At 58.2% G+C, this 11,862-nt stretch carries 15 protein-coding genes; 9 read left to right on the forward strand and 6 right to left on the reverse strand.

Annotated features, from left to right (window positions below; genetic code table 11):
- Window positions 1–255 precede the first annotated feature (255 nt).
- Both ELE36_RS17630 and ELE36_RS17635 read left to right on the forward strand, forming a co-directional pair.
- The gene (locus tag ELE36_RS17630; RefSeq protein ID WP_129835626.1) at window positions 256–762 is read left to right on the forward strand and encodes a hypothetical protein; all 507 of its coding nucleotides are present in this window, start codon (window positions 256–258) and stop codon (window positions 760–762) included.
- Window positions 763–851: 89 nt separating this feature from the next.
- Window positions 852–1,076 carry a hypothetical protein gene (locus ELE36_RS17635; protein ID WP_129835628.1) on the forward strand — a complete coding sequence of 75 codons (225 nt, stop codon included), beginning with the start codon at window positions 852–854 and terminating at the stop codon, window positions 1,074–1,076.
- A gap of 74 nt (window positions 1,077–1,150) precedes the next feature.
- Here the strand turns inward: ELE36_RS17635 and ELE36_RS17640 are convergent, their stop codons facing one another.
- Genes ELE36_RS17640 through ELE36_RS17655 form a run of 4 tightly spaced genes read right to left on the reverse strand, consistent with a single transcriptional unit; the run spans window position 1,151 to window position 4,603 of the window.
- Complete coding sequence (locus ELE36_RS17640; protein ID WP_129835630.1) at window positions 1,151–1,339, reverse strand: hypothetical protein; 189 nt, start codon at window positions 1,337–1,339, stop codon at window positions 1,151–1,153.
- A complete protein-coding gene (locus ELE36_RS17645) occupies window positions 1,336–2,850 on the reverse strand; it encodes an IS1182 family transposase (RefSeq protein WP_129835611.1) in 1,515 nt (504 codons plus the stop codon). Before ELE36_RS17645 ends, ELE36_RS17640 begins: the two co-directional genes overlap by 4 nt.
- Window positions 2,850–3,092, reverse strand: a complete 243-nt coding sequence (locus tag ELE36_RS17650; RefSeq protein ID WP_129835632.1) for a hypothetical protein — start codon at window positions 3,090–3,092, stop codon at window positions 2,850–2,852. The genes ELE36_RS17645 and ELE36_RS17650 overlap by 1 nt, the downstream gene beginning before the upstream one ends.
- Complete coding sequence (locus ELE36_RS17655) at window positions 3,089–4,603, reverse strand: IS1182 family transposase (protein WP_129835611.1); 1,515 nt, start codon at window positions 4,601–4,603, stop codon at window positions 3,089–3,091. Before ELE36_RS17655 ends, ELE36_RS17650 begins: the two co-directional genes overlap by 4 nt.
- A 162-nt stretch (window positions 4,604–4,765) precedes the next feature.
- On the opposite strand from ELE36_RS17655, the gene ELE36_RS17660 reads away from it, so the two are divergent.
- Window positions 4,766–5,146, forward strand: a complete 381-nt coding sequence (locus ELE36_RS17660; RefSeq protein WP_129836981.1) for a VOC family protein — start codon at window positions 4,766–4,768, stop codon at window positions 5,144–5,146.
- Window positions 5,147–5,283: 137 nt separating this feature from the next.
- Here ELE36_RS17660 and ELE36_RS17665 read toward each other — a convergent pair.
- A protein-coding gene (locus tag ELE36_RS17665) for an IS3 family transposase (RefSeq protein WP_129832430.1) occupies window positions 5,284–6,389 on the reverse strand; the annotation gives its coding sequence in 2 pieces (ribosomal slippage) (window positions 5,284–6,131 and window positions 6,131–6,389; 1,107 coding nt in all).
- Window positions 6,390–6,865: 476 nt separating this feature from the next.
- Here ELE36_RS17665 and ELE36_RS17670 point away from each other — a divergent pair.
- The 5 genes from ELE36_RS17670 to ELE36_RS17690 all read left to right on the forward strand — a co-directional run bounded on the left by ELE36_RS17670 (window position 6,866) and on the right by ELE36_RS17690 (window position 9,040).
- Window positions 6,866–7,237 carry a DoxX family protein gene (locus tag ELE36_RS17670; protein WP_129835634.1) on the forward strand — a complete coding sequence of 124 codons (372 nt, stop codon included), beginning with the start codon at window positions 6,866–6,868 and terminating at the stop codon, window positions 7,235–7,237.
- Between the two features lie 150 nt (window positions 7,238–7,387).
- Entirely contained in the window at window positions 7,388–7,873 is a 486-nt protein-coding gene (locus ELE36_RS17675) for a VOC family protein (protein WP_129835636.1), read from the forward strand.
- 96 nt (window positions 7,874–7,969) lie between these two features.
- Window positions 7,970–8,326, forward strand: coding sequence for a hypothetical protein (locus ELE36_RS17680; protein ID WP_129835638.1), 357 nt, complete (start codon window positions 7,970–7,972; stop codon window positions 8,324–8,326).
- Between the two features lie 38 nt (window positions 8,327–8,364).
- Entirely contained in the window at window positions 8,365–8,745 is a 381-nt protein-coding gene (locus ELE36_RS17685; protein WP_129835640.1) for a RidA family protein, read from the forward strand.
- 94 nt (window positions 8,746–8,839) lie between these two features.
- Window positions 8,840–9,040, forward strand: a complete 201-nt coding sequence (locus ELE36_RS17690) for a hypothetical protein (protein ID WP_129835642.1) — start codon at window positions 8,840–8,842, stop codon at window positions 9,038–9,040.
- Between the two features lie 55 nt (window positions 9,041–9,095).
- Here ELE36_RS17690 and trpE read toward each other — a convergent pair whose 3' ends face one another.
- Window positions 9,096–10,571 carry an anthranilate synthase component I gene (gene trpE / locus ELE36_RS17695; RefSeq protein WP_129836983.1) on the reverse strand — a complete coding sequence of 492 codons (1,476 nt, stop codon included), beginning with the start codon at window positions 10,569–10,571 and terminating at the stop codon, window positions 9,096–9,098.
- Between the two features lie 504 nt (window positions 10,572–11,075).
- Here trpE and ELE36_RS17700 point away from each other — a divergent pair.
- A complete protein-coding gene (locus ELE36_RS17700; RefSeq protein ID WP_129835644.1) occupies window positions 11,076–11,804 on the forward strand; it encodes an SEL1-like repeat protein in 729 nt (242 codons plus the stop codon).
- The last annotated feature ends 58 nt before the right edge of the window (window positions 11,805–11,862 follow it).

Here is an 11,862-nt window from a genome sequence, read left to right on the forward strand (position 1 = left end):
TTCGATGCTGGCTTTGGTGATCCGGACATGCGTGAGGATGGACCTGCGAGCGAATTCAGCAACCTGCCGTGACCGTGTCGTCTCCGGCTCTCAGCTGCGCTACCAGATCCACAGGTAGCAGCCGCGGATTCATGTCCACCACCCTGGATTGCGCCATCACCGACTGCCTTGATCATCTCGCCTCTTGCGAGCAAGATCGGAGCGAGTGTTTCTATAGCATCGTTAAACTTTGCGGTTCGGTACTTGGGAGGATTTATGCACCTGTATAAAACCCTGTTCATCGGAGCCACCGCGCTGACTGTGATGTCATCGATATTCGCCCAGAGCAAGCCGAGTACGTGTACGGCACCGGAGAATCATCAGTTTGATTTCTGGCTTGGCAAGTGGAACGTTCATGCGGCCAACGGAACGCTGGCCGGCAAAAGCAGCATCACCCGAGAGTACGGCGGATGCGTGATCCATGAGCATTTCGAAACGGATCGAGGTTATAGCGGCGAGAGTCTGAATATTTACGATGCCCAACGAAAGGTGTGGCACCAGTCGTGGGTCGATTCGTCGGGCATGCTTCTGGTGCTTGAAGGTGGATTTCGAAACGGAAAGATGGAGCTTGCCGGCGAGACAACGGGAACCAGCGGGGCGGCAACGATGCAACGCATTACTTGGACACCCAACGCTGACGGCAGCGTTCGTCAGCTCTGGGAATCAAAGGCTGCAAGCGGTGAGTGGGCACCGGTCTTTGATGGCAAATACACTCGCAAATAAGCTGGCCAACTGAGACCATCAGCTCGTTCCAAGCAGACAACTTCGCCGCCGTTTAACTCCGGCGTCAGGCGCCACTATTCGAGACATGTATGACGACGAGTATCTCTGATCCGGAGTTCGAACAGACGCTGACGCTACGCCAGTCATTCGAGGTGCTTTATGCATTTCTGGAGCAGTTCAATTCTCGCGGTACGCAAGAGACCGACGTTCTGGCGTCATGGCTAGAACTACTGCAGGACGGCGGCACGGCTGATCCTGCGCAGCTGGATGATTTCGTGAAGAGCGCTCGTGCAGTTCTGGCACGCGGCACCTAACCTATTCGCTCGAGCGGCGGACCGCTGCGAATCGGCACGATGTAAACTCAAGCTAATTTTGCGGCAGCGGCCGCTTAGCTCAAACGTTGAGGCTGTAGAAAAACCCCTTTTCGAGCACGCGCGATGATCTTCGCGGCGATATGAGAACGCTGCATGTCAGGGTGTTTGTCTGCCGACGCGCTCGTGGTGCGCGTCGGCATCCGGGCCATAGCTGCCTGATGCGTAAAACCCTCGAAGCGCGCGGGCTTTTCCGTTGCCTTCATGCTGCTTTTCGGTAGTTCGCCCACTTCTCGATGTTGTGCACCAGAGCGAACAGCTTCCATTGACCATCCACCTTTGTCTGGCCACGCAGGGTGAAGCGGTTGAGCCGTTTGTTGTGGCGCAGGTTACCGAACACCGGCTCGACCGTGGCGAAGCGTCTTCCATACTGTTCGCGGCCTTCGTCACTGTCGATGCGTTCGCGCATGCGTTGCGTGTGCGTGGCGATGGCTTTGCGCGTGAGCACGGCGACTTGCCGTGCCGGTGTCGTCTCGGGTTTGCGCAGGCATTGCGCTCGTCGTGTGCAGTGCTCGCACGTCGCTGCCGGCGCGCGGAACTTGATGGCGGCGTAACTACCGATGGTGCAGTCCTTGCCATTGCGATACAGCCGTTGACCGGCCGGGCAGATGGCGTGCGAATGATCTGCTGCGATGATGAAATCCTCGCTGCCAAACAGGCGCGGTTTCTTTGCTCGACGTGATTTGTCGTAAAGCGGATCGGGCTTGCTCGTGTGTTTGCCCTGCTCGGCAAACCGTTCGTCGCGACGGCGCATCTGGTTGTCGGCAATCAATGCATCGATACCGCGTTCGGCCAGTGCGGCGAGGTTGGCTTCGCAGTGATAACCGGCATCGGCGGTGATCAGCGTGGTGGCGTTGCGTTGATAGGCGCAGGCATCCAGCACCGGCAGCAGCAGCTCTTGTTCCGATCCGGTGCCATGCGCCGAGGCCTCGACAATGACCTGATGTGCAGCATCGACGACAGCGACGCCGCAGTAGCCTTGGATCACCCCTTTGTCGGTAGCCAGCTTGGCCGAGGCGTTGTCGGTGCGGTTGGATTTACGGATCGATCCGCGCGTACCGGCGCGGTCGGTGGGGTTCTCGATTAGCCACGTGCGCAGCTTCGCTGCTTCCTTCGTCAGGCGCTCGATGCGTGCGGTCGCCTTCGCATCCATGACGGTCTCGGCGCTGCCGGCATCGTTGGCCTGATGACGGTCGAGCATGGTCTTGGCGGCACGCTCCATCTTCTGTGCTTGCGCGAGAAACTCCGCGCGTGTGCCGGAGCGGTGCTTCGAGGCATTCGACGGCAGTTTGACGCCGTCGATGGCGAACATGGTTCGCCCGATCAGACCTTCCTTGCCGAGCAGCGTCAGTACCTGACCGAACACCGACGCGATCGCATCCCGCGAGCGGCTGACGAAGTCCGCGATCGTGGTGAAGTGCGGCTTGGCATCGCCCGTGATCGCGATGAACACAACATTGTCGCGGCACGCGCGCTCGATCGCACGTGAGCTGATCATGCCTTGCGAGTAGGCCAACAGCACTGCCTTGAGCAACATCGCCGGCGCATGCGCCGACGCACCGACCTCATCGTTGCGGTAGTGCGCATCGAACAGCGATAAGTCCAGCGCGTCGACGACGTGATGCACGGCGTGGGCGAACGAGCCCGGTAGCAACTGCGCTTCCAGATCCACCGGCAACAGCCGCGGACTCATGTCCACCACTTTGTAGCGCGCCATCACCGACTCCCTTGATCATCTCGCTTCTTGCGAGCAAGATCGGGGCCAGTTTTTCTACAGCTTCGTTGAGGCTGTAGAAAAACCCCTTTTCGAGCACGCGCGATGATCTTCGCGGCGATATGAGAACGCTGCATGTCAGGGTGTTTGTCTGCCGACGCGCTCGTGGTGCGCGTCGGCATCCGGGCCATAGCTGCCTGATGCGTAAAACCCTCGAAGCGCGCGGGCTTTTCCGTTGCCTTCATGCTGCTTTTCGGTAGTTCGCCCACTTCTCGATGTTGTGCACCAGAGCGAACAGCTTCCATTGACCATCCACCTTTGTCTGGCCACGCAGGGTGAAGCGGTTGAGCCGTTTGTTGTGGCGCAGGTTACCGAACACCGGCTCGACCGTGGCGAAGCGTCTTCCATACTGTTCGCGGCCTTCGTCACTGTCGATGCGTTCGCGCATGCGTTGCGTGTGCGTGGCGATGGCTTTGCGCGTGAGCACGGCGACTTGCCGTGCCGGTGTCGTCTCGGGTTTGCGCAGGCATTGCGCTCGTCGTGTGCAGTGCTCGCACGTCGCTGCCGGCGCGCGGAACTTGATGGCGGCGTAACTACCGATGGTGCAGTCCTTGCCATTGCGATACAGCCGTTGACCGGCCGGGCAGATGGCGTGCGAATGATCTGCTGCGATGATGAAATCCTCGCTGCCAAACAGGCGCGGTTTCTTTGCTCGACGTGATTTGTCGTAAAGCGGATCGGGCTTGCTCGTGTGTTTGCCCTGCTCGGCAAACCGTTCGTCGCGACGGCGCATCTGGTTGTCGGCAATCAATGCATCGATACCGCGTTCGGCCAGTGCGGCGAGGTTGGCTTCGCAGTGATAACCGGCATCGGCGGTGATCAGCGTGGTGGCGTTGCGTTGATAGGCGCAGGCATCCAGCACCGGCAGCAGCAGCTCTTGTTCCGATCCGGTGCCATGCGCCGAGGCCTCGACAATGACCTGATGTGCAGCATCGACGACAGCGACGCCGCAGTAGCCTTGGATCACCCCTTTGTCGGTAGCCAGCTTGGCCGAGGCGTTGTCGGTGCGGTTGGATTTACGGATCGATCCGCGCGTACCGGCGCGGTCGGTGGGGTTCTCGATTAGCCACGTGCGCAGCTTCGCTGCTTCCTTCGTCAGGCGCTCGATGCGTGCGGTCGCCTTCGCATCCATGACGGTCTCGGCGCTGCCGGCATCGTTGGCCTGATGACGGTCGAGCATGGTCTTGGCGGCACGCTCCATCTTCTGTGCTTGCGCGAGAAACTCCGCGCGTGTGCCGGAGCGGTGCTTCGAGGCATTCGACGGCAGTTTGACGCCGTCGATGGCGAACATGGTTCGCCCGATCAGACCTTCCTTGCCGAGCAGCGTCAGTACCTGACCGAACACCGACGCGATCGCATCCCGCGAGCGGCTGACGAAGTCCGCGATCGTGGTGAAGTGCGGCTTGGCATCGCCCGTGATCGCGATGAACACAACATTGTCGCGGCACGCGCGCTCGATCGCACGTGAGCTGATCATGCCTTGCGAGTAGGCCAACAGCACTGCCTTGAGCAACATCGCCGGCGCATGCGCCGACGCACCGACCTCATCGTTGCGGTAGTGCGCATCGAACAGCGATAAGTCCAGCGCGTCGACGACGTGATGCACGGCGTGGGCGAACGAGCCCGGTAGCAACTGCGCTTCCAGATCCACCGGCAACAGCCGCGGACTCATGTCCACCACTTTGTAGCGCGCCATCACCGACTCCCTTGATCATCTCGCTTCTTGCGAGCAAGATCGGGGCCAGTTTTTCTACAGCTTCGTTAGGCGCCAAAACACGCTCCAGAGCCCAACCCGGAGCTGCACTGACTTTCCCCACGAGCTCGAAGAGTCGCTCAATATTCAACCTTGGAGGAAGATATGCATCACTCTCGACTTTGCGCGCTGCTAATCGATTGCAACACACCCGATATTGATCAGGCGGCCAGCTTCTGGGCTGGGGCATTGGGTCGCGCGGTGGATGCTGAGCACCCTGGCACTCGTGGCAACTACTGCATGCTGGAGACACCAGCCGATGAGCCTATCGTGCAAATTCAACGCGTCGACCACGAGAGCCGTATCCACATAGACATTGAAACCGATGACATTCCCGCCGAAGTAGCCCGTCTGGAGAAACTTGGTGCTAGCGTCGTTAGCCGCCTCGAGCGCTGGGTGGTAATGCAGGCTCCTACTTCGCAACGATTCTGCGTCGTACGTGTGCAGCGTCCAGAATTTCCCAAGAACGCCACCCGTTGGGTGTAAAGCGCTCGACCATGATTGGCAGACTCCTCGGTAGCCGCGACTTCCAGCCGCCTCGCGCGGCGCGTTAATTCAAAGGTCGGATCCGAAGAAATGCGCCCGCTCCTCCGACGTCCCCCCGCTTTGAGTAGCGACCAGCTTTAGAGTCCGGTGGTTATCGTAACTGTTCTTTCAGCCATCTGTTTTGCATAGGCAGCAGGCGTCATCCCGCCAAGACCTTTCTTCGGTCGCTCCTGGTTGTATTCGCGGCGCCACGCTTCGATCACGACCTTGGCGTGGGCCATGCTCGTGAACCAGTGCTCGTTCAAGCATTCATCGCGAAACCGGCCATTGAACGATTCGATGTAGGCGTTTTGATTCGGCTTGCCGGGTTCGATCAAGCGCAGGGTCACGCCACGCGCGTGTGCCCAGACCACCATGGCACGGCTACAAAACTCCTTGCCATTGTCCGTGCGAATCACCTTGGGCAGCCCGCGGGTACTGCGAAGCTGATCCAGGATGCGCGTCAGCGGATGTCCGCCGATCGCACGCTCCGGCACGATGGCGACAGACTCATGCGTGGCGTCATCGACGATCGTCAGGCATTTGATCACGCGCCCCTCGGCGGTACGATCAAACACGAAATCCATTGACCACACCTGGTTCGCGGCCAGCGGACGCACCAGCGGCTGACGTTCGGCCACAGGCACCTTTTTGCGCTTGCGCCGCTTCACCTGCAGCTTCGCCAGGGCGTACAGCCGATCAACCCGTTTGTGATTGACCCGCAGACCCGCCTGACGCAGCTTCAGGTAGATCATCCCGGCGCCATAGCGCGTATGTCGATGTGCCAGGCCAAGAATGTGCTCACGCAACGCCACGTTGCGGTCCGGCGCCGGTTCATAGCGCAACGCACTGGCGCTCATGCGCATCACCCGCAAGGCCCTGCGCTCACTCAGCCCCTGATCCACTATCTGCCGCACCGCCAGCCGACGTGCCGGTGCGCTCACCACTTTTTTCTCAGGATTTCCCGCGTGATTTCGATCTCCAGCATCGACTCGGCCAGCAACTTCTTCAGCCGCGTATTCTCCGTCTCCAGCTCACGCAGGCGCTTGGCCTCCGGGACTCTCATGCCGCCAAATTTGCTGCGCCACAGGTAGTAGCTCGCCTCTGAGAAGCCGTGCCGCCGACACAGGTCCTTTACCGAAAGGCCCGCTTCCGCTTCACGCAAAAAGCCAATGATCTGTTCTTCCGAAAAACGCTTCTTCACGTCCAATCTCCTTGTCGTTGGGATTGGACTCTAATGCGCCTTGCTACTCAATCTTGGGGGGACGTCGCCTCATCTACACGGCATGTGGCATCTGTTGTTTGGCAATGTGTGCTCAGGCGCAATATCTTTGGAATTATTTTGCCGCCCCTTCAAATCCGGTGCGCTACGAAAATCTTGAAGGCGCATTTGTGGTTGGCTACTTCTCATCTTGTACCTAGGTTCCTTTACTAATCGTAATATTTCGGTACAAGGCAAATCTGTCGTCAACGCAGCGTCATCTTGGTTTTACGACTAGTTGCGCCGTGGTACTCCTGTCGATATCTTCAGTCGTCATAAGCTTTGCAACCTAAATATTCGCTCGAGCGGACCACTGCAAATGGCTACGCCGTCAGACCTCGTTGGAAACAACACGTGACCAAGCTCGCTGGACTTGCGATAGTCTTTGCAAGACCGAGAGGCAAACCGAGAGGCAAACGATGAACATCCTGCTATGGGTTCTGCAAGTGCTCGCCGCTTTCCTGTACGGATCGTCGGGCGTCATGAAGGTCTTCATGTTCGACAAGATAAGCCAAGATGTTCCATCGTTTGGCGCACTGCCGCGGCAAGCGTGGATGGCGCTGGGCATTCTGGAAGTCGTGTGCACGGTCGGACTCATCGTTCCCGCCGCATTCCATTGGCAGCCGTCGCTGACGATTGTCGCTGCCACGGTCTTGGCGATCGAGAGCATCGTGTTCATCGGGGTGCATATCAAATACCGTGAGGTCACACCGATGATTCTGAGCGGCGTGCTCGGACTCGTCATGGCGTTCGTCGCGTATGCACGGATGTTTCTGCAGCCTATCGTCTGACCGGCGGGCCTCCAAATTCGACGGGCAGCGGATTGAACATCTTTCTGCAGAATCGTAACTACAACTGAAAAATTCAACAGAGCCAGACTTGGGACTACGAGCGCATGTTCGACTCCGTCCGCCGGTGGCTCAGATCGATGGAGAAGTGACATGATCAAGTCAGCAAAGAACACCATTTGTCTTTGGTACGATCGCGACGCCGAAGACGCGGCGCGGTTTTATGCGAGCATTTTTCCCGACTCGTCGGTCCATGCGGTACATCACGCGCCCGGAGATTATCCGGCCGGAAAGAAAGGCGACGTATTGACCGTCGAATTTAGCGTGATGGGTGTTTCGTGCCTCGGGCTTAATGGCGGGTCCGCGATCAAGCACAACGAGGCATTCTCGTTTCAGGTCGCGACTATTGACCAGGCCGAAACGGATCGATACTGGAACGCGATTATTGGCCACGGCGGCCAGGAGAGTGCGTGCGGCTGGTGCAAGGATAAATGGGGATTGTCCTGGCAGATCACGCCGATCGCGCTGAGCAAGGCGATCATCGATCCCGATCCCGCGGCTGCCAAGCGCGCGTTCGACGCGATGATGCAAATGACGAAGATCGACATCGCTTTAATCGAGGCGGCGCGGCGCGGGTGAGGTGAGAATATTCGACGTCTCCGGCCGCTGCGCGTGATCGATTTACCCGCCACCTCAGAGCTGCAATCTTTCGTTCTCTCGTCACCAGCGGATGCGATGCTCGGCGATGCGATTGCATTGACGTTGCGCAGCGAACCTTCCGCACGAGCGGAGCTTTTCGCGCGTTTGATCATCGAGATAGAAACCTATATGGCCTGCCATCCCGAGGAGCGCCCTTGGACGTGTCGAGTTTTCACCGGCACAGACGGCTCGCAAATATTCCGCGGCGGCGTCGGTCATTCTCTGGTTATCGATCCGGCGGGTCGCCTTTGGCGCGGGCGCAGCTATGAAGACTTTCAGACCACGTATGCAGAAATCGCAGCTTGCTATGAAATAGCCACGCTCACTCCGCTGTATGCAAAAATGCGCGAGTGCCTGACGCGGCCCGACGCCCCGAACGCAAGCGCAACCTGATTATTCGATCGCATACCCATCTGCTTGAAGGAAACAACATGGCACGTCAAATTGTGTTCACGGCAAAAGCGGCGAAGCCGCCGCCGATGTACAGCCAGGCGGTCAAAGCCGCCGGGCTTGTATTTGTGTCCGGCACGGCACCAACCGATCCCGTCACCGGCGCTTTCAAAGGCAGCACGATCCAGGAGCAGACACGCCAGTGTCTGACCAATATTCAGGCCATCCTGGAGGAAGCTGGCAGCTCGCTGGACAAGCTTGTCAGCGTCACCGTCGTGCTGGCCGATGAAGACGATTTCGCCGGCATGAACGAAGAGTGGCTCAAGTGGTTTCCCGTCGACCCGCCCGCTCGCCAAGGCGCCAAATTGCCCGCACGCATTGCGGGGCTGAAGGTTTCGATTGCGGCCATCGCTGAGGCGTAAGGTCTTCGCCAACACGACTATGACGGATCGAGTGAAATCGTATGCCGTCGCCACGTGCCGTATGCGACTGTCAAACCACTCGCTGCACCAAGAAATGGGGGCACTGTGCCGCAGGGAGGGCAACGACTGGCCGAATATCCGGCTGCTCGGCACGTCATTGCTCGGCAATGTCTGGGAATGCACGGCGATCCCGGAAATCCGCAGCAGTGCGATCCAAATTGTACAGGCTGCGCACGCGGAGCAGATCCATCTGCTGCTATCCACGGCCACGTATGGTGGGTTTCAATTTTTCTGATTTCGGATATGGCGCGCGACACCACAGCCGGTGATTCCGCAAATCCGGCTTTGCATCAAAGCCCTGCCATCGCCTGCGCCACAGCGCGAAACAGCGCTCGGCCCTTGTTCATGGTTTCCTGCCACTCTTGCTCGGCAATTGAATCGGCAACCACACCACCGGCGGCTTGCACGTGCAACTGGCCGTCCTTGACGATGGCGGTGCGGATGGCGATGGCCAGATCAGCCTCGTCCTGCCAGTTCCAGTAGCCGATCGCCCCGCCATACACACCGCGTTTGACGGTTTCGAGTTCGGCGATCACCTGCATCGCGCGTACCTTGGGTGCGCCGGTTAGCGTGCCAGCCGGGAACGTGGCGCGGAACACATCCATGAAACTCAGTCCGGATTTCAATTTGCCGACCACCTCGGACACGATATGCATGACGTGCGAATAACGCTCGACAATCATGTTGGCGGTGAGTTTGACGCTGCCGATCTCGGCGATTCTGCCAACGTCATTGCGGCCGAGATCGATCAGCATCAGATGTTCGGCGCGCTCTTTCGGATCACTCAGCAGTTCCTGTTCCATCGCGATATCGTCTTGCTCGTTGCGTCCGCGGCGGCGCGTACCGGCGATCGGCCGCAATACCACCTGACCGGCTTGCGCGCGCACCAGGATTTCCGGTGACGAACCAATTATCTGCTCGCCACCGAGATCGAGAAAATACATGTACGGCGATGGATTCAACGCACGCAACGCGCGATACACATCGAGCGGACGTGAGCGAAACGGCACCGAAAGACGCTGGCTGATCTGCACCTGAAACACGTCGCCGGCGTAGACGTATTGTTTGGCCTTTTCCACCGCCGCGAGGTAGTCGTCCTTCGGAAAACTGGAAATGAAATGCGACTCGTCAATCGCCTCGGGCGCGACAAAATCCGGATACGCCGCGCTACCGGAGCGCAATCGATGAACCAGTCCATCGAGCCGACGCAAGGCGCGTGCATAAGCACGTGGATCAGCCGGATCAACGTTGACGATCAGATAAAGTTTGCCCTTGAGGTTGTCGAACACGGCCAGCTCTTCGGCCAGCATCAGGCAGATATCCGGCATGCCGAGCTGATCCGGATTGGCGTCGGCCTTGATCTTCGGTTCGATGTAGCTGGCACATTCGTAGCCGAAATAACCGACCAGGCCACCGCTGAATTTCGGCAAACCCTCGATCTGCGGGACGTTGTACATCGCCTTGATACGCACCAGTTCGGCAAGCGGATCGGCGACCTCGCGATCCTCGACGGTCTCGCCCTCTTCCGTGATCGTCAAACGATGCCCGTAGACCCGGATAACGCGCCGCGCTGGCAGGCCAATGATTGAGTAGCGCCCCCAACGCGCGCCGCCCTCGACCGACTCGAACAGATAAGAATACGGCCCATCGGCCAGTTTCAGGTAAACCGAAAGCGGCGTATCGAGATCCGACAAAATCTCCCGCACCACAGGAATACGATTGTGGCCGAGCGCGGCGAGTGTGTTGAATTCTTCCTGCGAGATCACGGCATTGCCATCTGTCAGCCATCGGGCCGCAGACGATAGCAATTTGTACGGCATCGCGACAGCGCGGATGGTTGTGCGTTGCTCGGTGCGACGCTCGCATTTGTCGGGATGCAGGCTCGCGCCCGCCTCCATTCGGGTCAGCGCGTTATTGCTTTGGCGGTGTTGCAGGTGGATTTTTAGTCGCGTCAGTTTTGTTTTCAGCTGGCGCAGTGATCGACTCTATTGCACCAACATCCACATGCGCATGGCCGAAGTTGTCTTCGATAAATGCCTAGAAATCCTTGCTCAATTGTGTCGTTATATAAAAGAATGTAAATCGCAGGAGTTCTCATCGACGCGCAACCCTAACTACGTTATGTTTCGTACATGTATTCAGCAACGATGATCGATGATCAAACGAGTCGCCACAATTTAGGCAAAGGATAGCGACGATTCACATTGATGTTTGATCTGCGACTCGGTGGTTACTGTTACTGGCTTCAACAGTTATATGAGGAGGACCCTATGCGCACTCGTTATTTGTGGATTGGCCTGGCGCTTGCCTGGAGTGTATCGGCGGCAGCAATGCCATATTTCATCAGCGATGATTTCCCATCGAGGTTTTTCCCCGGAAAATACTTCGAATCCAAGGGGCAGTTTTACCTCAGAAACAAGGACTATCGTGCCGCTGTGGAAATGTTTGAAGTCTCCGGTTATTGGGCCGACAAAATTTCGCAATACAACGTCGGTATCATGTATTTCAACGGCATCGGCATTCCCGTCGACAAGGTGCGCGGCGTGGCTTGGTTGCGTGTCGCAGCTCAAACGCACGACGATCTGGCCGAACATACTTTTCAACTCGCCTCAGCGGAATTGAATGCCGAGCAACGCACGCAAGCCGAAGTCTTGTGGCAGGAGCTCGATGCAAAATATGGCGACAAGGTCTCACTGCGACGTGCGCTCGTACGTTACCAACAAGACTTGGCAGAAGTTGGTGGCTCGCATCTCGGTTTTGTCGGTAATGTTACGGTTACGACGGCAGGCGACAATGGCGGATTGCCCGAAATCGGCAGTGTCTATTTTGATCGCATGAACAAGCAGCGCGACGAACTGATCGGCCAAATCACCGGACATGTCACGGTCGGCAAGGTAGGTTCGCTGCCGGTGGCCGCCGCGGCCAAGGCCAATGCATCGCAAACGCCAATCACGATGCAGCCGGCGCCGGCGAAATCCAGCAACGTGGAAAAACATTGATCGCGCAAACCGCGTTGTGCCGTTGGCATGAGCCAATGGCATTGGAACGGATCTGAGT

Source organism: Pseudolysobacter antarcticus (assembly GCF_004168365.1).
GTDB lineage: Bacteria > Pseudomonadota > Gammaproteobacteria > Xanthomonadales > Rhodanobacteraceae > Pseudolysobacter > Pseudolysobacter antarcticus.

What these genes read in the sequence shown, in the direction of transcription:
- ELE36_RS17630 (WP_129835626.1), top strand. Translation starts at nt 256, where the DNA reads ATGCACCTGTATAAAACCCTGTTCATCGGAGCCACCGCGCTGACTGTG.
- ELE36_RS17635 (WP_129835628.1), top strand. Translation starts at nt 852, where the DNA reads ATGACGACGAGTATCTCTGATCCGGAGTTCGAACAGACGCTGACGCTA.
- ELE36_RS17640 (WP_129835630.1), bottom strand. Translation starts at nt 1,339, where the DNA reads ATGAAGGCAACGGAAAAGCCCGCGCGCTTCGAGGGTTTTACGCATCAG.
- ELE36_RS17645 (WP_129835611.1), bottom strand. Translation starts at nt 2,850, where the DNA reads ATGGCGCGCTACAAAGTGGTGGACATGAGTCCGCGGCTGTTGCCGGTG.
- ELE36_RS17650 (WP_129835632.1), bottom strand. Translation starts at nt 3,092, where the DNA reads ATGAAGGCAACGGAAAAGCCCGCGCGCTTCGAGGGTTTTACGCATCAG.
- ELE36_RS17655 (WP_129835611.1), bottom strand. Translation starts at nt 4,603, where the DNA reads ATGGCGCGCTACAAAGTGGTGGACATGAGTCCGCGGCTGTTGCCGGTG.
- ELE36_RS17660 (WP_129836981.1), top strand. Translation starts at nt 4,766, where the DNA reads ATGCATCACTCTCGACTTTGCGCGCTGCTAATCGATTGCAACACACCC.
- ELE36_RS17670 (WP_129835634.1), top strand. Translation starts at nt 6,866, where the DNA reads ATGAACATCCTGCTATGGGTTCTGCAAGTGCTCGCCGCTTTCCTGTAC.
- ELE36_RS17675 (WP_129835636.1), top strand. Translation starts at nt 7,388, where the DNA reads ATGATCAAGTCAGCAAAGAACACCATTTGTCTTTGGTACGATCGCGAC.
- ELE36_RS17680 (WP_129835638.1), top strand. Translation starts at nt 7,970, where the DNA reads ATGCTCGGCGATGCGATTGCATTGACGTTGCGCAGCGAACCTTCCGCA.
- ELE36_RS17685 (WP_129835640.1), top strand. Translation starts at nt 8,365, where the DNA reads ATGGCACGTCAAATTGTGTTCACGGCAAAAGCGGCGAAGCCGCCGCCG.
- ELE36_RS17690 (WP_129835642.1), top strand. Translation starts at nt 8,840, where the DNA reads ATGGGGGCACTGTGCCGCAGGGAGGGCAACGACTGGCCGAATATCCGG.
- ELE36_RS17700 (WP_129835644.1), top strand. Translation starts at nt 11,076, where the DNA reads ATGCGCACTCGTTATTTGTGGATTGGCCTGGCGCTTGCCTGGAGTGTA.